Source organism: Glaciimonas sp. Gout2 (assembly GCF_035018905.1).
Classification (GTDB): Bacteria; Pseudomonadota; Gammaproteobacteria; order Burkholderiales; family Burkholderiaceae_D; genus Glaciimonas.
The window spans coordinates 85,020-109,115 of sequence record NZ_JASJXA010000014.1; the positions used below are offsets into that span (position 1 = coordinate 85,020).

Annotated in this window: 19 protein-coding genes; 7 read left to right on the forward strand and 12 right to left on the reverse strand. The window is 49.8% G+C overall.

What is annotated here, in order from left to right:
- Positions 1-52: 52 nt before the first annotated feature.
- The 5 genes from glpK to QN379_RS12010 all read right to left on the reverse strand — a co-directional run bounded on the left by glpK (position 53) and on the right by QN379_RS12010 (position 7,676).
- On the reverse strand, positions 53-1,555 hold the full coding sequence (gene glpK, locus QN379_RS11990; RefSeq protein WP_323506737.1) for a glycerol kinase GlpK: 1,503 nt from the start codon (positions 1,553-1,555) through the stop codon (positions 53-55).
- Between the two features lie 131 nt (positions 1,556-1,686).
- Positions 1,687-3,237 carry a glycerol-3-phosphate dehydrogenase gene (gene glpD, locus QN379_RS11995; protein ID WP_323506719.1) on the reverse strand — a complete coding sequence of 517 codons (1,551 nt, stop codon included), beginning with the start codon at positions 3,235-3,237 and terminating at the stop codon, positions 1,687-1,689.
- Positions 3,238-3,591: 354 nt separating this feature from the next.
- Positions 3,592-4,842, reverse strand: a complete 1,251-nt coding sequence (gene glcF / locus QN379_RS12000) for a glycolate oxidase subunit GlcF (RefSeq protein WP_322233275.1) — start codon at positions 4,840-4,842, stop codon at positions 3,592-3,594.
- Between the two features lie 205 nt (positions 4,843-5,047).
- Positions 5,048-6,100: a glycolate oxidase subunit GlcE gene (glcE, locus tag QN379_RS12005; protein WP_323506720.1), complete on the reverse strand. Its 1,053-nt coding sequence runs from the start codon at positions 6,098-6,100 to the stop codon at positions 5,048-5,050.
- Positions 6,101-6,176: 76 nt separating this feature from the next.
- Positions 6,177-7,676 carry an FAD-linked oxidase C-terminal domain-containing protein gene (locus tag QN379_RS12010; RefSeq protein ID WP_322233279.1) on the reverse strand — a complete coding sequence of 500 codons (1,500 nt, stop codon included), beginning with the start codon at positions 7,674-7,676 and terminating at the stop codon, positions 6,177-6,179.
- Positions 7,677-7,728: 52 nt separating this feature from the next.
- Here QN379_RS12010 and QN379_RS12015 point away from each other — a divergent pair, with 52 nt between their 5' ends.
- A complete protein-coding gene (locus QN379_RS12015) occupies positions 7,729-7,923 on the forward strand; it encodes a hypothetical protein (protein WP_323506721.1) in 195 nt (64 codons plus the stop codon).
- 57 nt (positions 7,924-7,980) lie between these two features.
- Here the strand turns inward: QN379_RS12015 and QN379_RS12020 are convergent, their stop codons facing one another.
- Together QN379_RS12020 and QN379_RS12025 are read right to left on the reverse strand one after the other, a co-directional pair.
- Positions 7,981-8,868 (reverse strand): LysR substrate-binding domain-containing protein, encoded by an 888-nt coding sequence (locus QN379_RS12020; RefSeq protein ID WP_322240219.1) that lies wholly within the window; start codon positions 8,866-8,868, stop codon positions 7,981-7,983.
- Between the two features lie 192 nt (positions 8,869-9,060).
- Positions 9,061-10,470 carry an FAD-binding oxidoreductase gene (locus QN379_RS12025; protein WP_323506722.1) on the reverse strand — a complete coding sequence of 470 codons (1,410 nt, stop codon included), beginning with the start codon at positions 10,468-10,470 and terminating at the stop codon, positions 9,061-9,063.
- Between the two features lie 123 nt (positions 10,471-10,593).
- On the opposite strand from QN379_RS12025, the gene QN379_RS12030 reads away from it, so the two are divergent.
- A complete protein-coding gene (locus tag QN379_RS12030) occupies positions 10,594-11,151 on the forward strand; it encodes a cob(I)yrinic acid a,c-diamide adenosyltransferase (protein ID WP_322233285.1) in 558 nt (185 codons plus the stop codon).
- 270 nt (positions 11,152-11,421) lie between these two features.
- Here the strand turns inward: QN379_RS12030 and dxs are convergent, their stop codons facing one another.
- From dxs to QN379_RS12045, 3 genes are all read right to left on the reverse strand, one after another.
- On the reverse strand, positions 11,422-13,293 hold the full coding sequence (gene dxs / locus QN379_RS12035; protein WP_323506723.1) for a 1-deoxy-D-xylulose-5-phosphate synthase: 1,872 nt from the start codon (positions 13,291-13,293) through the stop codon (positions 11,422-11,424).
- Positions 13,294-13,297: 4 nt separating this feature from the next.
- A complete protein-coding gene (locus QN379_RS12040) occupies positions 13,298-14,167 on the reverse strand; it encodes a farnesyl diphosphate synthase (RefSeq protein ID WP_322240221.1) in 870 nt (289 codons plus the stop codon).
- Between the two features lie 83 nt (positions 14,168-14,250).
- Positions 14,251-14,511 carry an exodeoxyribonuclease VII small subunit gene (locus tag QN379_RS12045; RefSeq protein ID WP_322233289.1) on the reverse strand — a complete coding sequence of 87 codons (261 nt, stop codon included), beginning with the start codon at positions 14,509-14,511 and terminating at the stop codon, positions 14,251-14,253.
- A 387-nt stretch (positions 14,512-14,898) separates the two neighbouring features.
- Here QN379_RS12045 and QN379_RS12050 point away from each other — a divergent pair, with 387 nt between their 5' ends.
- Together QN379_RS12050 and QN379_RS12055 are read left to right on the forward strand one after the other, a co-directional pair.
- Positions 14,899-16,017 (forward strand): aromatic ring-hydroxylating dioxygenase subunit alpha, encoded by a 1,119-nt coding sequence (locus QN379_RS12050; RefSeq protein WP_322233291.1) that lies wholly within the window; start codon positions 14,899-14,901, stop codon positions 16,015-16,017.
- Positions 16,018-16,524: 507 nt separating this feature from the next.
- Positions 16,525-17,391, forward strand: coding sequence for a sulfurtransferase (locus tag QN379_RS12055; protein WP_322233293.1), 867 nt, complete (start codon positions 16,525-16,527; stop codon positions 17,389-17,391).
- A gap of 141 nt (positions 17,392-17,532) precedes the next feature.
- Here QN379_RS12055 and QN379_RS12060 read toward each other — a convergent pair whose 3' ends face one another.
- Both QN379_RS12060 and polA read right to left on the reverse strand, forming a co-directional pair.
- Complete coding sequence (locus QN379_RS12060) at positions 17,533-18,417, reverse strand: dienelactone hydrolase family protein (protein ID WP_323506724.1); 885 nt, start codon at positions 18,415-18,417, stop codon at positions 17,533-17,535.
- 213 nt (positions 18,418-18,630) lie between these two features.
- Positions 18,631-21,432, reverse strand: coding sequence for a DNA polymerase I (gene polA, locus QN379_RS12065; RefSeq protein ID WP_323506725.1), 2,802 nt, complete (start codon positions 21,430-21,432; stop codon positions 18,631-18,633).
- Between polA and QN379_RS12070 the strand changes: the two genes are divergently transcribed.
- The 3 genes from QN379_RS12070 (at position 21,433) to QN379_RS12080 (ending at position 24,095) form a co-directional block, all read left to right on the forward strand.
- Positions 21,433-22,185, forward strand: coding sequence for a TIGR00730 family Rossman fold protein (locus QN379_RS12070; protein WP_323506726.1), 753 nt, complete (start codon positions 21,433-21,435; stop codon positions 22,183-22,185). It abuts the gene before it with no gap.
- Positions 22,186-22,530: 345 nt separating this feature from the next.
- Complete coding sequence (locus QN379_RS12075) at positions 22,531-23,001, forward strand: hypothetical protein (protein WP_323506727.1); 471 nt, start codon at positions 22,531-22,533, stop codon at positions 22,999-23,001.
- Positions 23,002-23,138: 137 nt separating this feature from the next.
- Entirely contained in the window at positions 23,139-24,095 is a 957-nt protein-coding gene (locus QN379_RS12080) for a homoserine kinase (RefSeq protein ID WP_322233301.1), read from the forward strand.
- Position 24,096 lies beyond the last annotated feature (1 nt).

A 24,096-nucleotide genomic window follows, 5' to 3' on the forward strand; every position in this document is an offset into this window, starting at 1 on the left:
TCGAATAACAAGGTCCGACATTGAATAGCGCAACGCCACCATAAATTATGTTTTAGGTACGATCATCGGCCCAAGCGATAGCGGCTACGATGGCACGTTGCCAGCCTTTGATATTGGCATTGACCTCGTCAATCGGCATCTCGGAATGAAAGCGTTTGTCTAGCTGCCATTGACCGCGCACTTCGTCAATGCTGCTCCAATACCCGACAGCCAGACCCGCAAGATACGCTGCGCCTAGTGCCGTGGTTTCGGTGACTGTTGGGCGAACCACGTCGACGCCTAGAATGTCCGACTGAAATTGCATCAGTAAATTATTTGCAGTCGCGCCACCATCAACGCGCAATTCAGGAATAACAATTCCTGAATCCGCTTCCATGGCCTTTAATACGTCCATCGTCTGATAGGCGATACTGTCCAGCGCCGCGCGGGCGTAATGAGCGGAGGTGGTGCCACGCGTCACACCAAATACGGTGCCGCGTGCATGCGGATTCCAATGTGGCGCACCCAGACCGGCGAACGCTGGTACCAGATAGACACCGTCTGTATTCTTGACACTGCGCGCCAGACCCTCAACTTCGCTGGATTTTTTGATGATTCCTAACCCATCACGTAACCATTGCACGACAGCGCCGCCGATAAAAATACTGCCCTCTAACGCATAATTTACTTCATCACCGATTTTCCATGCGACGGTCGTGAGTAAGTTATTTTTGGAAACGATAGGCTTAGTGCCGGTGTTCATCACCATGAAACAACCCGTACCGTAGGTGTTTTTCACCATCCCCGGTTCTGTACACATTTGCCCGAACAGCGCCGCTTGCTGATCACCGGCAATACCAGCGATCGGAATTTCGGCACCGAAGCCTGATTTTTCAGTATGACCATACACTTCGCTGGATGATTTTACCGTCGGCAACATACTGCGCGGGACGCCGATAATATTCAAAAGTTCGTCGTCCCAATCCAGCGTATGAATGTTAAACAACATAGTGCGAGAGGCATTCGACACATCAGTAATGTGAAGTTTGCCACGCGTCATATTCCAGACTAGCCAGGTATCAACAGTGCCGAACGCCAGACGACCTTGATCCGCCAGTTGTCGCGCACCGTCGACATTATCCAGAATCCAGCGTATTTTAGTACCCGAAAAATATGAGTCTACTAATAGTCCGGTTTTTTCACGAATTTGATCTGCCAGACCCTGACGCTTTAGGTCGTCGCAAAATAAAGCAGTCCGGCGATCCTGCCAAACGATGGCGTTATAAATTGCTTTGCCGGTTTCGCGATCCCAGACTATCGTTGTTTCGCGCTGATTGGTAATGCCGATAGCGGCGATTGAAGCACCATTCAAACCAACGCTAGTCGTCGCTTCGGCGGCCACGCCAACCTGCGTCGACCAGATTTCCTGCGGATCATGCTCAACCCAACCTGGTTGCGGATAGATTTGGTGGAATTCTTTCTGGGCAGATGAAACGATGTTTCCTTGCCGGTCAAAAAGGATCGCACGCGAACTGGTAGTGCCTTGATCCAAGGCCAATATATATTTATCTTTCAACTGTCTACTCCAAGGTTGGAGGCGCATAGATGCGCCATTATTTTTATCCCTAAAACTGCTGACCAATCACAGTAACGTTGACTAGTTAAGAATGAACCGTCGCCTGCTTTGTCACTGGATTTTCCAGTGGTTCAAATACCTTCTGTGCATTCAATGGTCGGCGCACTAATGTTCACGCTATTTTGAGTTTGCAACCATGCGGTTAATCGTGCGACTTCAGCAGCATTTAAACGTAAACCCAACTTGGAACGACGCCAGATAATATCTTCTGCTGTAAGCGCCCACTCATGTTCAATAAGATAGCGCACCTCAACCTCGTACAGATCAGCTCCGAATAATTCGCCGAGCTCCGTCACATCGTGGATACCGTCCAACAACATGTCTACGCGGGTCCCATACGCATGCGCGTAACGCTTGGCGGTCACCACTGGCAACCAAGGGCAACGTTGCCGAAATTGCGTCAGGAACCGCGCAAAATCTGCATTTTCAATATCTCCACCTGGTAATGGCGCGTGTGCCGTCCAGTCTTCTGTTTCCATATAGCTGAACAACGGCTGCAACTTTTCCATCGCCTCTTCCGCCAAACGCCGGTAGGTGGTGATTTTTCCGCCAAACACAGATAACACCGGGGCGAGATTGTTTTCAGCCGTCAGGTCCAGACGATAGTCTCGGGTCACGGCAGAAGGATTCGCAACTTCTTCCTCAAGCAATGGGCGAACGCCGGACCACGACCAGACAACTTGCGATGGCGATACAGGGATATCGAAATAGCGATTCACCGATTCGCATAGATAAGCTGTTTCTTCTTCCGAAATATCAACCTTGCTTGGGTCGCCGCTGTATTCGACATCGGTCGTACCAATTGCGGTGAAATCGTTTTCGTAAGGAATCGCGAACACGATCCGTTTATCCGGATTTTGAAAAATATAAGCGTAATCATGATCAAACAACCGTTTTGTCACGATATGGCTACCCTTAACCAGGCGGACATGGTGTCGTGCCGAGGTATTCAATGCACCGCTTAGCAAACTCCCGACCCAAGGCCCCGCTGCGTTGACAACACAGCGCGCTTGCACGAGCGTGGTTTCGCCGTTAAGCGTCGACTGCAACGTCGCATCCCAATGTTGCGGTCCTTGCTTTGCTGCAATCAAGCGTGTTTTAGTGAGAATGGTCGCGCCACGCTCCCGCGCATCCATCGCATTGAGAACTACTAGGCGCGCATCCTGCACTGCGGCGTCTGAATAGACAAAACCTTTTTTCAACGACTTTTTTAACGGTCCGCCAGAGATATGCGTGCGGAAATCAATGCCATGTGAACTAGGTAATACTTCACGTTTGCTCAGATGGTCATACAAAAATAAGCCCGCACGGATCATCCATGCTGGCCGCAGGCTGGAGACATGCGGCATAACGAAGCGCAAAGGTGAAATGATATGCGGTGCGAGACGCAGCAATATTTCCCGCTCTTGTAATGCCTTGCGCACGAGACTAAATTCGTAGTGTTCTAAATAGCGAAGGCCACCGTGGATCAGCTTTGTGCTGGCGGAGGACGTGTGCGCGGCCAAATCGTCCTGCTCGCACAGAAACACGCTTAGACCTCGCCCGGCAGCATCTCGCGCAATGCCTGCGCCATTAACACCGCCACCCACCACTAACAAATCAACAATTTTTCCTGCGCTCACAATTTCCCCTCGATTTCGTCTACTGATAATCGTCAACTATTTACCGTTAATTGACTCAAGTTGAGCACTTTAGTTGCAAATGGACATTAAATATTTACATTCGAAATTATAATGTTCGAATTCGAACATTGAAAGGCAAATTTTTTTATAGACATTTATTGTGCGATAGCAATATTATTTTGCCAAAATATATTTAACTAAATAACAATAAACTTGTTAGATTTGTCTTTTTTAATAAGCATATTTATTTTAATAAGCCTCTTCAAACCGCACGAAAATAAAGATTCTGATGCAAAAAAAAAGGCCGCCATAGCATTGCATGGCGACCACATTAGCGTGAAAGGTGCAACTTGTTTAATGCACCGCAGGCTGCCCTAAAGCCTGATCCAACAGCTCAATCCAATGCTTCACAGGCGTCTGCGTTCCCGACTGTAAATGCGTCAGACAACCAATGTTGGCAGATACGATCATCTCAGGCTGCGTAGCTTCCAGATTACGCAATTTGTTATCCCGCAACTGATGCGAGAGTTCTGGTTGCAACACAGAATAAGTCCCGGCTGAACCGCAACACAGGTGACTGTCAGCACACAGTTGCACGTCAACGCCAGCGCCACGTAGCAAACCCTCTACCTTGCCGCGAATTTGTTGACCATGCTGCAAAGTACACGGCGGATGAAAGACAACACGCTTACTGATTTTCCCTTTTAATTTAGCGAGTAACGGCGTCTCAAGCTCAGGCAAAATCTCACTTAAATCACGTGTCAGCGCAGAGATTTTTTGCGCTTTTTCGGCGTACTCAGCATCGGCAGCCAACAAGTGTCCGTATTCTTTGACGGTAGTGCCGCAACCCGATGCAGTCATCACAATCGCCTCAATCTTTTGACCATTGCTACCATCGACATACGGCCACCATGCGTCGATATTGCGGCGCATATCATCAAGGCCGCCTTCGTGGTCGTTAAGGTGATAACGAATCGCCCCGCAACAACCTGCTTTGGGGGCAATTAATACTTGTACTTCCAGCGCGTCCAATACTCGCGCGGTTGCGCTATTGATATTGGGTGCCATCGCTGGTTGCACGCAGCCATCGAGAAGTAACATTTTGCGTGCATGCTGGCGTTGCGGCCAGCTTCCGGCCGCCTGTTTTGCCGGTAATTTTTCTTTCAGTTTTTGCGGCATCCAGGAACGCAAAGCTTGCCCCGTTTTAAACGCAGGCGTGAATAGCCATTTGCGCGGTAGCAGTTGTTTCAATGCCGTCCGTGTGATGCGCTGCTCTAATGATCTTGGTACTTGATCGTCGACAACCTTGCGACCAATATCCAGTAGTCGGCCGTATTCCACACCGGATGGGCAAGTCGATTCGCAATTGCGGCATGTCAGGCAGCGATCCAAATGCAGCTGTGTCTTGGCCGTGGCGGGTTGTCCTTCCAGAACTTGCTTGATGAGATAAATCCGTCCACGCGGTCCATCCAGCTCATCACCCAAAATCTGATAGGTGGGACAGGTGGCAGTGCAAAATCCGCAATGCACACAGGCGCGCAAAATTGCCTCGGCCTCCTGGCCTTCGCGGGTATCTTTGATGAATGGCGCTAAATTGGTTTGCATAGAATCCTGAGGTTCAGTTATTGGCTTGCATCGAGAGTTGGCAAATATCCTTGCGGGGAAATTCACTACCCTTCTCTATGCTGGCGTGCTAACAATTGCGCATGCCTGACGCAGTCGGTGCATTAAATTAAACGCAAAAAAATGTGTCGTAGAAAACGCGTCACTTGTATCGCACAATGACCGTTCGCAAAAAAACATTTTTATCTTATAAATCCTGATACATTCGTCCGCGATTAAAAATTCTGGCCGGATCAAACGTCGCTTTCAAATTATGATGAATTTTTGAGACTGCTGGCGCTAACGGCTGGAATACGCCGACATTCTTATCGCCACCGCGATACAGAGTCGCGTGTCCTCCGACTGCACTGGCAGCGGCCCGTATATCCAAAGGATTGGCATCAGTGAGCAACCAGCGTTGCGCGCCGCCCCACTCAATCATTGACGTTCCTGATAACGCAAGCGGAGGTGTTACAGATGGCACCGACAAACGCCAAATTGGCGATTGTGTATCAAAAAATGCATGCGTTTGCTCACGTACTCCCTGCCAGAAAGCGTCGGCATCGGACACTGCTTCGCCGCCCATTTTTTTCTCTGCTGCGCTGACCGCAGCTTGTGCGCCGGCTAATCGAACGGTCAATACGCCATCACACCAGCAACTGGCAGAAATCGGCAATGGTTGACCACCCCATTCGTTCAACCAACGTAGCGCTTCAGCCTCGGCGACCACAAAACGGCGACTGCTGCTCGCAATTGCGCGTGGCAGCACTTTGATAGACGCTTCAAGTATCAAACCCAGCGTACCCATCGATCCGGTTAATAAACGTGAGACATCATAGCCAGCAACGTTCTTCATGACTTGACCGCCAAAATGTAGCACATCGCCTTTGCCATCCATCAACACCACGCCTAATACATAATCGCGTAAAGCGCCAACCGACTGCCGAGAAGGACCAGATAATCCACCCGCCACCATACCGCCGACGGTGGCATTTGCGCCAAAGTGCGGAGGCTCAAATGCAAGCGCCTGACCGCGTTCTGCGAGTGCGGTCTCAATGTCTGCCAAGGGCGTGCCGCAACGTGCGGTAATCACTAGTTCGGTAGGCTCGTAATCGATGATGCCGCTGTGTTCGCGGGTGTCAAGCACCGCGCCTTGCGGCGTTTGGCCGTACCAATCTTTGGTCCCGCCGCCGCGAATTTGCAGCGCACTTCCTGTGCTGTTGGCGGAAAGGATCTGATCCTTAAATTTTTGATTATCCATCGTCTCGTTTCTGGTCTCGCTTTTGGCCTGATTTCCAGACCTGTTTTCATTTTTTCTGGCAACGTCGCACTATTTTTTAGAACCGCGGTAAATCCGGGAATTTTAGTTGACCACGCTTTACGTGCATTTTCCCGTATTCGGCACATCGTTGTAACGTCGGGATTGCCTTATCGGGGTTGAGCAAAAACGCCGTGTCAAACGCTCGCTTTACGCCAAAGAATGCCTCACGCTCGAGTGGCGAAAACTGCACACACATCGAATTAATTTTTTCAATTCCAACACCATGTTCACCGGTAATCGTGCCACCGACTTCGACACACAACTCCAGAATTTCAGCGCCAAAAGCTTCAGCACGATGAAACTCGCCCGGCACGTTTGCATCGAACAAAATCAAAGGGTGCAAATTACCATCACCGGCATGGAACACGTTAGCGCAACGTAAGCCATGTTTGGTTTCCATTTCTTCAATCCGCAGCAATACTTGCGCCAGATTTTTCCTTGGAATCGTCCCGTCCATACAATAATAATCAGGTGAAATACGCCCTGCCGCCGGGAACGCATTTTTGCGTCCAGACCAAAACCGCAGTCGCTCAGCTTCCGATTGCGACACCTCAATCCGGGTCGCGCCGCTGGCATCAAGTACCGCGCTCATACGACCGATTTCTTCCTCTACTTCTTCCGTTGTACCGTCCGACTCGCATAGCAAAATTGCGGCGGCATCAATGTCGTAACCGGCTTTGACAAACGGTTCAACCATGCGCGAACTGGTTTTATCCATCATCTCCAAACCGGCGGGAATAATCCCGGCGGCAATCACGTTGGCAACAGCATTGCCGCTTTTTACGACATCGTCGAACGACGCCATAATGACGCGAGCCAGTTGTGGTTTTGGAATGAGCTTGACGGTGACTTCAGTGACGATACCGAGCATGCCTTCGGAGCCGACAAAAACGGAAAGCAAATCGAGGCCCGGTGCGTCCAGCGACGCGCCGCCCAGTTCGACGATCTCACCATCAATCGTAACCATACGCACGCGCATGACGTTATGCACCGTGAGGCCGTATTTCAGGCAATGAACGCCGCCCGAGTTTTCTGCAACGTTACCACCTATCGTGCAGGCAATCTGCGATGACGGGTCTGGTGCGTAATACAAATTATGTGCCGCCGCAGCGTCAGAAATGGCTAGATTACGCACGCCCGGCTGGACAACCGCGGTACGGGAATAGGCGTCCATTTTGACGATACGGTTAAGTTTGGCCGTCGACACTACAACGCCATCGGCAATCGGCATTGCCCCACCGGACAAGCCCGTTCCCGCGCCGCGTGGCACGATCGGTACTTTCAGATCACGGCAAATCTTGAGAATCGCGGCAACTTGCGCCTCGTTTTCCGGCAACGCGACGACCATTGGTAATTGCCGATACGCGGCCAAACCATCACACTCGTAGGGGCGCGTGTCCTCCTCATTGAATAGCACTGAATGCGTCGGCAGAACAGCACGCAACGCAGCAGCAACCTGACGTTGCCGTTCAGCAGTAAAAGAAGGTGTAATTGAAGTCTCTGCGGGGGCGTTCATGCGATTCCTATGCGAGATAACTGTAAGGTAGTAACGTGCTGTCGGAGGCTAAATGACAAACTTTAATTCAGACTTTAAGAGAGAAGGGAATCAGTTACCTGACTTTAACCATGCCGAACAGGCCATGAATACGCCATCACTCTCGCCCGCCCGCGCACGCTTTGTAGTGCAGAGTATAGCGAAAATGTCATTGTCAGGCGGCGCTTATGTAACATCTGCGGCTGAAACTCTTATGCTGTGCGGATGAATTTTTTTCACGTGTTTCAAAACCGCTCGAGTAAGACAGGCTACGCAAATCGATTTTTTAAAGTCGTTTGAAGGTTTTTTTCATCCAGGCAATGAAAATCGTCACTTCCGGACGTTCATAGGGCTTTTGCTCGTACACCAGATAATAAGCATGCGGCGGAGAAGTCAGACTCACGTCAAACAATTGCACCAACTCTCCATCTGCGATCATTTTTTGTGCAAAGTGTTTGCGCGTCAATCCGACGCCAAATCCATTTCGAATCAACTCAAGCAGCAATCCTAAATCGTCTGCGCGCAATCCCGACGCAGGCTCCGGCCAATCCAATCCGGCTGCCTCAAACCAAGGCTGCCAAGGCTCTAAAGCAGAGCGTAATAGTGTTGCCTTGCGCAAATCGGCAGGCGTATCAATACCACCGATTTGACGCAAATAATCCGGCGTAGCAACGGCAAACGCAGGTTCCTCGAAGAGTTTTTCGGTCGTGGTGTTGGGATATCTGCCAGCGCCAAAACGCACTTCAATATCACTTTCCGAAAGACTTAAGTCGTACAGCGGAACCGACAAGAATATTTCTACAACTATGTCCGGATGCTCTGCGATAAAACTGCCTAAATGCGGAATCAGCAAATAGCGTGCAAAGGTGGGTGGCACTGTTATTTTGATCCGCGGCTGCGCCTGAGAAGCGCGATGCGGCATCGGAAACTCAATTAATGTGCGCAAAGCATTGCGTACCACGTCCAGATACCGGCGGCCAAATTCCGACAAAGTGACGGTGCGCCCTTCACGACTAAACAGCCGCTCACCGACGAAATCCTCAAGCAAGCGAATCCGGTGCGACAGCGCCGAAGGCGTAATGCATAACTCATCGGCAGCGAGTGCAAATGAGTTATGGCGCGCTGCGGCCTCGAACGCCGACAGGGCGTGGACCGGTGGCAATCGGGTCGCGATGGAGGACTTGTTTAGCATATTCCGTATGAGGCAATTTTCATTCGATATCCGAAAGTGCGATTTAGTGATTCACTGATCTGATGTTGCAATCACTGAACGCTGTAGCATACCGCGCTGCAAGGCTTAGGGCCGAAGATACTTTTAGGACTAACTGAAAGTATCCATTTTGCTTTTATAGATAGTCGTATCGCCCTACCAACGAATAATTTTACCGGGATTAAGAATATTCTTCGGATCAAAAGCATGCTTCAGCACCCGCATAGTCTCAATCGCGGCGTCGCCATGTTCAGCGATCAAAAAATCCATCTTATGCAAGCCGACACCATGTTCACCGGTGCAAGTTCCATCCATCGAAATCGCTAACGCCACCATGCGACTATTAATACCTTCGGCGCAAGCAATCTCCTCCGCATTATCTGGATCAACCAGCATTTGCACATGAAAATTGCCATCACCAACATGGCCTAATATCGAATAAATCATGCCGTGAGCATCGCAATCTGCTTTGGTCGACAACATGCATTCTGCTAAGCGCGAAATCGGCACGCAACAATCGGTTGATATGGCGCGAGATCCCGGACGCAACTGCAAGAGCGAAAAAAAAGCGTTATGTCGCGCAGCCCACAAACGTGAACGATCTTCAGGCTGCGTCGCCCATTCGAAGCCAATTGCGTGGAACTCATTGACCACGGACTGGACCACTTCGGCTTGTTCTTTCACGCCGTTTTCGCTGCCGTGAAACTCAAATAGTAATAATGGTTTTTCTGGCAAGAAAAATTTAGCATTGGCATTAATCGCCTTGACACTATTTTCATCGAGAAATTCGACCCGCGCAATCGGTACACCAAGCTGAATAATCTGAATCACTGAGGTGACGGCGTCACCGATAGTCTCGAACGAACACACCGCCGCAGAAATAGCTTCGGGCTGCGGATATAGCCGAACGGTCACCTCTGTAATAATGCCCAACGTCCCTTCACTACCGACAAATATGCGCGTCAGATCATAGCCAGCGGAAGATTTTTTAGCGCGCGTGCCGGTTTTGATAATACGGCCATCCGATGTGACGACGGTCAGCGCCAAAGTGTTCTCACGCATGGTGCCGTAACGCACGGCGTTAGTCCCGGACGCACGCGTCGCGGCCATGCCACCAAGCGACGCATCAGCACCCGGATCAATGGGGAAAAACAGTCCGCTATCTTTGATTTCGTGATTGATCTGCTTGCGCGTCACACCGGCCTGAACCGTAGCGGTCATATCTTCAGCGTGCACCGCCAACAGACGATTCATGCGTGACAAGTCGATCGAAATACCGCCTTGCAAGGCCAATATATGGCCTTCCAGAGATGTCCCGCAACCGTACGGAATGAGCGGTATTTGATATTCACTGCACAATTTGACGGTCGCCGCGACATCTTCGGTCGACTCAGCAAACACCACGGCATCAGGCAACATCGGATCGTAGGACGATTCGTCACTACCGTGATGCGCGCGCATGGCATGCGTAGTGGAGAAGCGGTCCCCAAATAAGGTTTTGAGTACAACAAGCAACGCGTCAGGCAGCGGCTTTTTTAATGCTGCCAATGTGGCGATATGATTCATAAGAGTCTCCGTTTTGTTAAGATTTTACTCTTCGATAGCGATTGCCGGGAATTTGTCACGGCATTGGGCCACTAGTGTAAAGTAATCGCCTATCTCACTATAATTTCACTATATACAACCAACATGGGTAATCGACTCTCAAAAATAGCTACGCGCACGGGCGACAACGGCACAACTGGCCTTGGCGACGGTAGCCGCACAGACAAAGATAGTCTGCGGATTCACGCAATCGGCGATGTCGATGAACTGAACTCACATCTCGGTGTTTTACTCTGCGAGGTATTACCGACTACTTTGCGCGATGATCTGCTGACGATTCAGCATGATTTATTCGATCTCGGTGGCGAGTTGTGTATTCCGGGTTACGTGATGATCAAGGAGTCACAAGTGGCGCGACTTGACGCATTGCTCGAAAAATATAATGCAGACTTGCCACCGTTACGGGAATTTATTTTACCTGGCGGAGCACGCACAGCGGCGCTGGCACATGTTTGCCGGACAGTGTGTCGCCGCGCTGAGCGCAGTATCATCACGCTGGGCAAGAGTGAAACGGTCAACGTTCCTGTGCGGCTTTACGTCAATCGACTATCGGATTTGTTGTTTGTGTTGTCGCGGGTGTTAAATCGGTTGGATGGCGGCAGTGATGTTTTGTGGAAAAATGTCGGGCGCAGTGACGTTTGAGCCGCTTTGATCGCTATTGCGCTATTGATGAGACCTGAGCGTTGACAAGATTTTAGCGTCGATGGTGATCTGGATCGGTTGCGTAATGCGTTCCTTTTCTGCTTCGGGCAGATGCTCCAACAAAGCAAATCAGACTGCACCGATGAAGACTTTTTTATTGGCCGGATCGTCCACTAATGCACTCACTACGGTCTTTGTAAATTACCTATCGAAGACCGTAGCTGACAACACACTTAATCACCCATCATCAGAGGGAATCAAAAACCCAATCTAATTCTGCATAGCCACCAAATGCAATACCTCTTTGCCAAATCGTTGACGAATACTCGCCGCAATTCCTTCTGCATTCAAACCACACATCGCCAATAACTGTGTAGCGTCACCATGATCGATAAAACGATCGGGCAAACCCAGATTCAGAAGCGGTTTGACACATCCTGCCGCCGCCAAAGCTTCTGCCACCGCGGCGCCAGCGCCACCCATGATCGAACCTTCTTCTACAGTGACAATTGCCTCGTGCGAATTTGCCAGTTCGAGTAACAGCGCAACATCCAGCGGTTTAATGAAGCGCATATTAGCGACGGTCGCATTCAATGCTTCGGCCGCTTCAAGACTTGGCGCAACCATCGTACCAAAGGCCAAAATCGCTATTCCCTTACCTTCGCGCCGAATCTCGCCTTTGCCAAATGGCAACCCAACTAATGCCTGATCAATCACTGCGCCAACACCACTGCCACGGGGATAGCGCACGGCGGCTGGCCCTTTGTAGAGATAAGCTGTCGACAACATCTGGCGACATTCGTTTTCGTCAGACGCAGCCATGACCACCATGTTGGGAATACAACGCAAGAAAGCGATGTCATAATTACCAGCGTGAGTCGCGCCATCAGCTCCGACCAGACCAGCACGATCAAGCGCAAAGGTGACATCCAGATTTTGCAGCGCGACATCATGTATCAATTGATCATAAGCACGTTGCAAGAAGGTCGAATAAATCGCCACAACTGGCTTGAGGCCTTCGCAAGCAAGGCCAGCGGCAAAAGTCACCGCGTGTTGCTCGGCGATACCAACATCGTAGTAACGCTCTGGAAAGCGCTGCTCAAACTCCACCAATCCAGAGCCGCCCGCCATTGCTGGCGTAATACCGATTAGTTTTTCATCTTGCGCTGCCATATCGCATAGCCAGTCACTGAAAACTTGTGTATACGTCATCTTGCTGGACGTCGCTGGCTTGATGCCGACGGCTGGATTAAACTTTCCGGGCCCGTGATAAAGCACGGGATCGGCCTCAGCCAACTTATAACCCTGACCTTTTTTTGTTACCACGTGCAAAAATTGCGGACCTTTCAAATGCTTCAGATTTTGCAACGTTGGAATCAGCGATTCCAAATCATGCCCATCAATAGGGCCGATGTAATTGAAACCTAATTCCTCAAACATGGTGGCAGGTACAATCATGCCTTTGGCGTGCTCTTCAAACCGCTTGGCCAATTGCAACACTGGTCCCGGCAGCATCGATTTGCCGACATTTTTGGCCTTGGCATAAAATTGACCGGACATCAAGCGCGCCAGATAACGATTCAATGCGCCGACCGGTGGAGAGATCGACATATCGTTGTCATTTAAGATAACCAACAGATTGATATCGTCATACACGCCAGCGTTGTTCATCGCCTCAAAAACCATACCGGCGGTCATTGCACCGTCACCGATCACTGCGACAGCGTGACGATCCTTTTCACCTTTGGTCTTGGCGGCCAAGGCCATGCCCAGCGCTGCCGAAATCGATGTTGAGGAATGCGCCGTCCCAAAGGTATCGTATTCACTCTCGTCACGACGAGGAAATCCCGAAATACCTTCAAACTGACGTAAGGTTTTCATTTGATCACGACGACCTGTCAGTATTTTGTGCGGGTAGGTTTGGTGACCTACGTCCCATACGATACGATCTTCGGGCGTATTAAAAACGTAATGCAGCGCGATTGTCAGTTCAACGGTTCCTAAATTTGACGACAAATGGCCGCCAGTCTGGGACACGGAATCAATAACGAATTCGCGTAGTTCATCAGCCAGCGGTCGCAATTGCGCACGCGTTAAAAGGCGCAAGTCGGCCGGGCTGTTTATTGTATTAAGTAAATTCATGGGACTAAGCTTTCCGCTGCACAATCAAATCTGCCAATTCACGCAGGCGACGGGCTTTATTTCCAAAGGGCGCAATCGCCGCGTGAGCGTCGTTACGCAACTTATCTGCCAATACCTGCGATTCCGTCAACCCGATGATCGATACATAGGTTGGTTTATTATTCGCTGCGTCCTTGCCCGCTGTCTTGCCTAAAGTTGCTGAATCGGCAGTCGCATCAAGGATATCGTCGACCACCTGAAACGCCAACCCAATCGCCGTACCGTATGCTTCTAATGCTTGCACTTCCGTAAACGATAACGTCTTGCCGCTGGTGGCCCCCAATAGGACTGAGGCGCGTAGTAAGGCGCCGGTCTTCAATCGATGCATCAACTCCAGCGCATCCAGAGATAGCTGCAAACCGACACTATCCAAATCAATTGCCTGACCGCCGCACATACCGAAAGACCCGGACGCCGCCGCCAGCAAGCGCAACATCATCATCTGGCGCACCGGATCAACAGTCTCGACATTGGCAGACAACACAATAAACGCTTGCGACTGCAATGCATCGCCAACTAATAATGCGGTTGGTTCATCATATTGCACATGCACGGTCGGTTTACCGCGGCGTAGTGCGTCGTCGTCCATACACGGCATATCGTCATGCACCAGCGAATACGCATGAATCATTTCGACTGCTGCTGCTGCGCGTTCCAACATAGGTTGAGGTGCTCCGAACAGCTCACCAGCCGCGAATACCAAAAGAGGCCGTATCCGCTTGCCGCCATCTAAAACCGCATAACGCATAGCCTGGTGCAAGCGTACCGGAACATCCGTAGGCAAGGGCAAAAATGTTGTCAATGCAGCTTCAGTTACTGACTGAATCTGCCGCATCCATTCAGAAAACCCAGCAATATCATCCGGCACTCCAATTGCGTGAAGCGACTCTATAGCTTCCGTCGTATTGTCAGCACCCGTCATGCATCGCTTCCATCGGACTGATCAGCGGGCGCGGCGAAAGGTTTCAACATATCTCCCTCCAGAACTTTTACCTGACTATCAACTTTATCGAGTTGTACTGCGCAAAATTTAACCAGTTCTGAGCCGCGTTTATAAGCCGCTACCGACGCCTCCAACGGTAACTCACCGGCTTCCATCTGGGCAACAAGTTGCTCCAATTCAGCCATTGCCTGTTCAAATGATGCCGGATTACTGGCAGAAAGTGCGTTCTTTGCCATAATTGTTAAAGCCTGTTCAAAATAATGTTGCCTTACCATCAGTCATTGGCCAGCCTGCACGATGTCGTCGTTGATCTGAATCAATACCAAGCCGAGCACTGCAGATGGTAACGCCTGATTGCGGGGAAGCAAAAGCTAAAGTCAGAAACTCTAGGCGAGTGCTTAATTGTGGTGTCCGCTATTTTAGTGCAAACAGTTATAACCCGTTGAATTTCTGAGGGATTATCCGGCAATTTATGGTCAAATAGAGAAAAGCAAGTCTAGCTGTGGCATAATAGTAGGTTATGTCCGAAACTTCCGCTTCATATTAATTTTATATTATTTGAATACAGATTTTTACGGATTCTTTCTCTCTTAGGTTGGTGCAGATTAATTTGGGGGACGGGAATGTCCGATCTGGCTATTTTTGCCACGCTGGCGCGGTCTGATGCGCAACTTCCAGTCGACGTCTATTTTGACGAAACACTGTTAAAACGCGAAATACAACAGCTATTTCAAAGTGGTCCACGTTATGTTGGCCACGAGTTAATGGTACCCAATGTTGGCGATTACGCCACAATGGCATCCGAAAATGAAGGCCGCATGTTAGTGCGCAATCCTGAGGGCATTGTGCTAGTTTCTAACGTCTGTCGTCATCGTCAAGCGAAGATGCTCGACGGTCATGGCAACGCCCGCACTATCGTCTGTCCGCTACATCGCTGGACTTATGACCTCAAAGGTGAACTCATCGGAGCGCCGCATTTCGGCGAAACTCCATGTATGAACCTGTCTCAAACACCGCTGCAAAGCTGGAACGGCTTACTGTTTGAAGAAAACGGCTTTAATGTCGGGGAAAAACTCAACAAGTTAGGGGTGTCGAAAGACCTTGATTTCAGCAACTATTTGTTTGATCACGTTGAAGTGCATGAATGCGATTACAACTGGAAAACTTTTATTGAGGTTTATCTGGAGGATTATCACGTTGAGCCGTTTCACCCCGGATTGGGTAGTTTTGTCAGTTGCGACGATCTCACGTGGGAATTCAGCAAGGATTACAGCGTACAAACAGTCGGTGTCAATCATGGTCTGGCAAAATCCGGATCACCGGCTTACAAAAAATGGCAAGAACAGGTTCTCAAATTTGGCAACGGCAAACCACCAAAATTCGGTGCAATTTGGCTAACAATATATCCAAACATCATGGTCGAATGGTATCCCCACGTATTGGTGGTATCCACTTTGTGGCCAAGGGGGCCTCAAAAGACAACGAATGTGGTTGAGTTCTACTACCCTGAAGAAATCGCGTTATTCGAGCGCGAAATGGTAGAGGCCGAACGCGCTGCATACATGGAAACCTGTGTCGAAGATGATGAAATTGCGCTACGCATGGACGCTGGCCGCAGTATTTTAATGGCGCGAGGCGTAAGCGAAGTCGGGCCATATCAATCACCGATGGAGGATGGTATGCAGCATTTCCACGAATGGTATCGCAGCCAGATGGACCTACCAAAAACTAACGTCGACTAACACCCGCTGATCAATTACTTTAATCTGTACGACTTCGAAAAATCAGTCGTTCAGATTCATTCTTCTCTTCCTTTCTTCTCCCTCGTTTTTGACTTATCGCTCGTACTCCCGCGCTTTTCAACTTGATTATGGCTGAAACACCATCAAATTTGTTCCTCGCAGCGATAAGTGCGCCATCAAAGATTAGCAGCGCTTTGTGGCATTTAGTCCGCATCAACTGCGACATTTACTGAGATAGTTGCTTTATCTTATTTTCCAAGTTTGATGATTTTTTTGTAATCCCCTTTATGTGGTCGCTACCGCCATTAATTATCAACGGCTGATCGACAACAACGCTCTATAATTAAAGTGAACATTCTCGACTGCTAAATCGCTTATCGCCTCAAAAGCGAGCGATAAACCAAGTATCAAATGTGAGATTGAATTTCAAGGCACTATTGCGAACTTAAATGGCAAGCTTGGGTACAATATATTCGCTGCTACATGCAAGAACTACAGGAGATCGCTATGCCAAACAAACATCCTTACACCACGCTGATTTCAGCTGCCAACCTGTTGCAAAATGCGCCGCAAGCGAACTGGGTCATAATCGATTGCCGTCACGATTTGGCCGATCTGGATGCTGGCCGCGCAGCCTATACTTCTGGCCATATTCCTATGGCGCAATTCGCGCATCTCGATCAAGATTTATCTGGTGCCAAGCTAGCTGCAGATGGCGTTTTCAAAGGACGCCATCCGTTACCAGAACAAGATGCCCTGATCGCGACTTTGCGCCAATGGGGTATCAATGACGATACGCAGGTCGTTGCTTACGATGCGCAAGGCGGCATCTTTGCTGCGCGACTTTGGTGGCTGCTGCGCTCAATTGGTCATGCCTCCGTAGCGGTGCTTGATGGTGGATTAGCGGCTTGGCTAGCAGAAGGGCAAACGCTATCAACCACAGTCACTACAAACGTGAAGGGTACTATCAGCATCAAACCCGCGTTAGTCACCAACGTTGATGCGCAGGATGTTTTAAATAATTTAACCAATCCACAACGTACTGTGGTCGATGCCCGCGCACCGGACCGCTTCCGTGGCGAAAACGAGACCATAGACCCCATCGGCGGTCATATTCCTGGTGCAAAAAATCGCTTCTTTAAAAATAATTTACAAGCCGATGGACGCTTTAAACCGGGTCATCAACTGCACGAAGAGTTTAGTAACATTATCAGTGCATCCCAGGCTGCAGTGATGCAATGCGGATCTGGCGTAACTGCATGTCACAACTTGCTGGCTTTGGAAATTGCTGGCTTGCACGGCGCAGCGTTGTATCCTGGATCGTGGAGCGAATGGTGCGCAGATCCAAGTCGCCCGATTGCCACCGGTGCTTGATATTCCTTCCAAACAGCGCTGGCGGTAGTAAATAAAAGAGTGTTTGGTTAGTCGCAAAGGCAACTGACCTACACACTCTTCCGACGATGCGCGTCACTCAAATTGCACTACTCTAACGAGAGCAACGCCGTTCAATTCAGCTCAACTAACACCGTGGCTTTTAAACCATTCCAGGGCGCGTTTCCAGCCATCCCTGGCGTCAGCTTCAACATAACTCGAACGATAATCCGCGTTAAACGCGTGGCCTGAGTTTGGATACACGACAAAGGTCGATTTGCTGCTGCCCTTTGCAAGTGCAGCCTTCATTTGCTGAATACTATCTTGCGTAATTCCCTCATCTTTGCCGCCATATAAACCGAGTACCGGCACTTTCAATGCGGCTGCGATATCGACCGGTTGATGGGGATTGAGCGCGCTCTTATCGCCGACCAGACGGCCGTACCATGCCGCTCCCGCTGTGACTTTAGGATTGTGGGCACAGTACAACCACGTAATGCGACCGCCCCAACAAAATCCGTTAATGGCAAGCTTATCGATATTTCCACCATTTTCTTTGGCCCAAGCTACGCAGGCATCCAAATCCCCAAGTACCTGATCGTCCGGCACCTTCGAAATCACTTCTTTTTGCAGTTCCGCAATCGAGGCGAAGGCCGCCGGATTTCCCTGACGAATAAACAAATCGGGTGCGATAGCCAGATAGCCAAGCTTCGCAAAACGTCGTGCCACGTCCGCGATATGTTCATGTACACCAAAAATTTCGGAGATTACCAGCACTACCGGCAAGTTGCGCTTACCTTCCGGTTGGGCCCGGTATATTGGCACGGTCAGACCATTGATTTGTACTTCAACAGTACCGGCGGTCAATCCAATGGTATCGGTCTTAATCACAGTCTGTGCGCAGACCGGCAAAACCGCAGCCGCAAAGCCGGTGCCCAGGGCGGTCTTAATAAAGGTCCTGCGATCAACGTCGTCGGATAACCGCGCTTTTCCTACCAGGCTATCAAAATCATCTTTTAAGTTCGGCACTCAGATTCTCCTAAAAAGTGGTGAAACTATCGTGGGTCAAGTTGTCGTCGTGAAAGCGATGAAATACACATGGAATTATTTAAAAAACGGTTAAGACTGTCTAACCACGTCTAACTCCTTTGCATGAACTGCTCTCAGCATTTGTACGCTGAGAGCGACATCAACACGATACAAACCGTCGCATCGTTCATACAGACTCAATTCAAACCAGCATCAATGTGCTTCATCCCAATTTTTTCCAACCCCGACTTCGGCAATCAGCGGGACCCGTAACTTTGCTACGCTAGCCATCAGTTCAGGCAACTTTACGCGAACTAATTCCAACTCTTCTTGCGGCACTTCAAGCACCAATTCATCATGGACCTGCATCACCATTTTGGATTTTAGCTGTTCTGCCTCAAGCCAGCCCTGCACGGCAATCATGGACAACTTAATCAAGTCGGCAGCGGTGCCTTGCATCGGTGCGTTAATCGCAGCGCGCTCTGCACCTTGGCGGCGTGGTCCGTTTGGCGAGTTGATTTCTGGCAACCATAAACGACGGCCGAAAACCGTTTCAACGTAACCTTGCGCTTTGGCCTGCAAGCGCGTGTTGTCCATAAACAATTTGACGCCGGAAAAGCGCATAAAATATTTTTCGATATACATTTGCGCCGCCGCCCGCTCGATACCCAGATTACCTGCCAGACCGAACGCGCTCATGCCATAAATCAAACCGAAGTTAATCACCTTGGCGTAACGACGCTGCTCGCTACTGACATCCGAAGCTGTTACACCGAAAATTTCGGCCCCGGTTGCGCGGTGAATATCAATACCATCAGCAAACGCCCGCAACATGTTTTCATCGCCGGAAATGTGCGCCATGATACGTAGTTCAATTTGCGAATAATCAGCCGAGACGATCACGCTATTTTCAGGCGCAACGAACGCCTCCCTGATACGACGCCCTTCGGCGGTGCGGATGGGAATGTTTTGTAAATTCGGATCGTTCGAAGCCAATCGCCCCGTCACCGCCACCGCCTGTGCGTAGTTGGTATGCACCCGTCCAGTAGACTGATTGACCATTTTCGGCAACTTGTCAGTATAGGTCGACTTCAACTTTGAAAGACTACGATAATCGAGCAAAATCTTCGGTAGCGGATAGTCTTCCGCTAGCTTTTGCAGTACTTCTTCATCGGTCGACGGTGCACCGGAAGGCGTTTTCTTGATGATTGGTAATTGCAGCTTTTCAAAGAAAATTTCTCCCAATTGTTTAGGAGAATTAAGATTGAATGGCTGACCCGCCAGGATATAAGCTTGCTGTTCAATTTCCAACAGGCGTTTACCTATTTCATTCGATTGGGTCTTCAACAAACCCGCATCGATCAAGACGCCATTGCGTTCAATTTTTTGTAAAACAACCGCGGTTGGGACTTCGATACTTTCGTAAATAAAACGCAGCTTTTCGTCGCTCTCAATATGCGGCCACATAGTCTGATGCAAGCGCAAAGTGACGTCAGCATCTTCCGCGGCATATTCAGTGGCACGTGCAATCTCGACTTCATCGAAACAAATTTGTGACGCGCCTTTTCCGCAGACCTCTTGAAAAGTAATCGTTTTATGTCCAAGATGGCGCAACGCCATGCTGTCCATGTCATGCGGACGGTGGGATTCGAAAACATACGATTCCAGCATCGTATCGTGCTCGATGCCGCGTAGTGTCACGCCTTGATTGGCAAAAATATGACTGTCGTATTTTAAATTTTGGCCGACTTTTAACTTAATTGGATCTTCCAGCCAGGATTTCATTTTTCCCAATACAAATTCCAACGATAGCTGTTGCGCGCCGTCTTGCGTCCGATGCGCTACTGGAATATACGCGGCCACGCCTATAGTGCAACTGAGCGAAATACCGACTAATTGTGCAGTCATCGGATCAAGCGAGGTTGTCTCAGTATCGACCGAGGTTAATGGCGCATCGGCAATGACGGTCATCCAGTGATCAAGTTGCTGTTCGGTCGTGACGGCCTCATAATTTGTTACCGCCCGCGGAAACAAACTACTTTGCCCCAGACTTTCCACTGCCGTCGTGACGGCATCGATCAGGTCGACTTTTTCATCGCCATCCGCTTTACTGGTATTTTCTACTTTGGCCGTTGCAGCCACACTGCTAGCCACACTACTACTAAGCTCACGTAGCCATGTTTTAAAATTGTAACGCGTATAAAGCGAGATTAATGTTTCTTTATCTTGCGGCAAAATAGCCAGTGAATCTGGAAATAAGCCCATGTGTTCGCTAAGATCGCAATCGGTCTTAACGGTAACCAGCGCTTTAGCCTGAGGTAGCCAATCGACCGCCTTCCGCAGATTTTCGCCCACCGCGCCACCGATGTTTGCGGCATTGGCAATCACTTGATCCACCGTATCGTATTGGGCCAGCCATTTCACCGCGGTTTTCGGACCAACTTTAGAGACGCCGGGAATATTATCGACCGTATCACCGATCAAGGTCAGGTAGTCAACAATACGGTCTGGGGGAACGCCAAATTTGGCAATTACCCCCGGCGGATCCAATTTCTCATTATTCATTGTGTTAATCAGTGTCACGTGCTGATTAACCAGTTGCGCCAGGTCCTTGTCGCCGGTGGAAACCACCGCGGTCATCCCGTGCGCGACCGCCTGAACTGTCAAGGTACCGATGACATCGTCGGCTTCAACACCTTCAACCATTAAAATAGGCCATCCCATAGCGCGCACTGCAGCGTGAATAGGCGTAATCTGTTTAACTAGGTCTTCCGGCATTGAAGCGCGTGTAGCCTTGTACTCGGTATACATATCGTCACGAAACGTTTTCCCTTTTGCATCGAACACGCAGGCAATGTAAGCTGCAGGGTAATCAAGACGTAAACGACGAAGCATATTTAAAATACCGTACAACGCGCCGGTCGGCTCGTTGTCGGCATTGCGCATATCGGGCAGAGCATGAAAAGCCCGATAAAGGTAACTGGAACCATCAACTAACAGCAGGGTTTTTTGCATATGGAATCGAACTCGAACGGAAAAAATGTACCGCGGTTGCGGCAAGTGACGGACATCGAACGTGCTACCTCCAAGAAGGCGCGCGAATCATGGCATATGTTCACAATTATGGCAGAGTTTATCGAGTCGACCGAACGTCTGTCTGAGTTACATCCTGCAGTCTCCATCTTTGGCTCGGCGCGGATTAAAGAAGATAACCCGTATTACGAACAATGTTCGGATATTGCACGACGCTTTTCGGACGCTGGATTCGCGGTTATTTCAGGCGGCGGTCCTGGTTTGATGGAAGCGGCCAATAAGGGCGCGTTTGAAGGAAAGTCACCCTCGATTGGCCTCAATATTGAGCTACCACACGAGCAAAGCAGTAATAAGTGGCAAGATATTTCGTTAAGTTTCCGCCACTTTTTTGCGCGTAAGGTTGCCTTCGTACGGCATGCGGATGCCTATATCGTATTACCCGGCGGCTTTGGCACCATGGATGAGCTAACCGAGGTCCTGACCTTGATTCAGACCGGGAAATGTCGAAAGATTCCGATCATTTTAGTCGGCAGTACGTTCTGGGAAGGCCTGCTGGAGTGGTTCCGTACGACGTTGGTTACCACTGGAATGATCGGCGCAAAAGACCTTGATCTGATTCAGGTTATCGACGATCCTGCGCTGATTGTAGATGCCGTCTTCGACTTTTATGACAAAGGTGAAACATCGCTGGCAGATTCTGTAGACCGTCATACCGACACCGGCGCATTGTTGTAATTTTTACCCGCACTACAACGGGATCGACATATAAAGTGTCGGTCCTGCCTATGGCCAGGATAGCTGGATTTGGACGATTTCGTCCGACTCCTATTGGCTTCGCTTAAACAAGATTAAGCGCTGACTTTCCAGCCTGCCGGTCGACAGCGTTGCGCTATGAATGGCAGTGACATCGCCAAGCAACAACAACAGCCCCAAAAAGGTGCGATTTATCTGTGCTAATTGGGCTTGATCTACGACTTGTGCCCTATCGTTACGGCCGGTTTGCTACAATGGAACCATTGCATCTCACTAGATTTTTTTACTAGTTCGATACCAACGAACAACTATGGCATCCAAAAAACCATGAATAACCTTAAAGTCTGGCCAGTGGCAACGTTATCAGCGCTTTTAATTGCTGCGGTTGGTGTAATGACGACATCAATGGTGCAGGCACAGCAGCAGACGAATACGCCGCGGCCTGCAAATCTGGCACCGCCGCCGCCCGAACTACAGAATCTGGAAGAGGGTGAAAAACCTGCCATTACCATTCAAAAAAACGAGAAAGCGCCGGAAGACACCATCACGCAGCAGCGCCAGCAAGGCGTTGTCACGGACATCAAGGTTAACAGCGGCGGCAGTACTTATCACATCGTACCTAGAACAGCCGGCACGTCGTTGCCGGGCGATACGCCAAGTGCACCAGCGAACGGTGCGCGATGGGTGATTAAGGAGTTCGATTGGGGCCAAAAGAAAGAAAAGCCAGCAACTCCCGGCCAAGAACAGGCTGTTGATAGTAAAACAGCGCCAATGCCACCTACCACGCCAGCCCAATAAGGCGGCTTTTCTGGTGCTTTTTGTAGCCCTGCGGCAAATGTTGATGAGAGATTCAAATGTTGGGTCTTTTTTCTACATTCTCACAAATAGCGTGACCTTTCGACTTTTTCCGAAATCTCTTTTTTTAAATTTTTCTCATGGCAGTATTTACCCCGGTCAGCCTCGATGACCTTAGCCAATGGCTTTCACAATTTCCCTTAGGCAAAGCACTGGCGATCAAAGGTATTTCGTCCGGTATCGAAAATAGTAATTTTTTCATCAATACCGAGGCCGGCGAATACGTGCTGACAGTTTTTGAAAAACTGACGTTCGAACAATTGCCTTTTTACCTTGAACTTATGCGTCACCTGGCGCAGCGTGGCGTGGCGGTGCCTGCTCCCATAGCCAATCAGCATGGCGCGCTTATTAATGCACTACACGGCAAACCCGCTGCGATCGTTAGCAAACTGCGTGGCGAATCCGAAATGTCGCCGGGTCCTGTGCATTGCCGCGAAGTCGGGGTCATGCTGGCAAAAATGCATCTGGCGGCACAAGATTTTCCGATTTATCAGCCTAACTTGCGTGGACTCGCATGGTGGCGGGACACAGCACCTGCCGTGCTGCCATTTTTGCCTGCAGAGATTAAACAGCTGCTCGGTTCCGAAATTAAGTTTCAGGAGGATTTTGCGGTAACTGCCACTTATCAAAGCCTGTCCAAAGGGCCCGTGCATGCCGATCTTTTCCGCAATAATGTGATGTTTGACGGCGATAAATTATCGGGCTTTTTCGACTTTTATTTTGCTGGATGCGATACTTGGCTATTCGATCTTGCCGTCACCGTTAACGATTGGTGTATCGACGTCGATACAGGAGAACTTGACGAGGTGCGCGTAGCGGCAATGCTGGACGGCTACCGCTCAGTGCAAGCGTTTAGTAGTGACGATCAAACCGCCTGGCAACCCATGTTACGCGCCGCCGCATTGCGCTTCTGGCTATCTCGTCTTTATGACTTTTACTTACCTCGCGCAGCAGAAATGCTGACGCCGCATGATCCGGCGCATTTTGAACGGATCTTGCGACAACGCATCGCTCACCCGGCTCCGGCCCTGCTCTGAA

Coding starts and splice junctions, on each gene's coding strand:
- glcF (WP_322233275.1), bottom strand. CDS start 4,842: ATGCAAACCAATTTAGCGCCATTCATCAAAGATACCCGCGAAGGCCAG.
- glcE (WP_323506720.1), bottom strand. CDS start 6,100: ATGGATAATCAAAAATTTAAGGATCAGATCCTTTCCGCCAACAGCACA.
- QN379_RS12010 (WP_322233279.1), bottom strand. CDS start 7,676: ATGAACGCCCCCGCAGAGACTTCAATTACACCTTCTTTTACTGCTGAA.
- QN379_RS12015 (WP_323506721.1), top strand. CDS start 7,729: ATGACAAACTTTAATTCAGACTTTAAGAGAGAAGGGAATCAGTTACCT.
- QN379_RS12025 (WP_323506722.1), bottom strand. CDS start 10,470: ATGAATCATATCGCCACATTGGCAGCATTAAAAAAGCCGCTGCCTGAC.
- QN379_RS12030 (WP_322233285.1), top strand. CDS start 10,594: ATGGGTAATCGACTCTCAAAAATAGCTACGCGCACGGGCGACAACGGC.
- dxs (WP_323506723.1), bottom strand. CDS start 13,293: ATGAATTTACTTAATACAATAAACAGCCCGGCCGACTTGCGCCTTTTA.
- QN379_RS12040 (WP_322240221.1), bottom strand. CDS start 14,167: ATGCGGCAGATTCAGTCAGTAACTGAAGCTGCATTGACAACATTTTTG.
- QN379_RS12045 (WP_322233289.1), bottom strand. CDS start 14,511: ATGGCAAAGAACGCACTTTCTGCCAGTAATCCGGCATCATTTGAACAG.
- QN379_RS12050 (WP_322233291.1), top strand. CDS start 14,899: ATGTCCGATCTGGCTATTTTTGCCACGCTGGCGCGGTCTGATGCGCAA.
- QN379_RS12055 (WP_322233293.1), top strand. CDS start 16,525: ATGCCAAACAAACATCCTTACACCACGCTGATTTCAGCTGCCAACCTG.
- polA (WP_323506725.1), bottom strand. CDS start 21,432: ATGCAAAAAACCCTGCTGTTAGTTGATGGTTCCAGTTACCTTTATCGG.
- QN379_RS12070 (WP_323506726.1), top strand. CDS start 21,433: ATGGAATCGAACTCGAACGGAAAAAATGTACCGCGGTTGCGGCAAGTG.
- QN379_RS12075 (WP_323506727.1), top strand. CDS start 22,531: ATGAATAACCTTAAAGTCTGGCCAGTGGCAACGTTATCAGCGCTTTTA.
- QN379_RS12080 (WP_322233301.1), top strand. CDS start 23,139: ATGGCAGTATTTACCCCGGTCAGCCTCGATGACCTTAGCCAATGGCTT.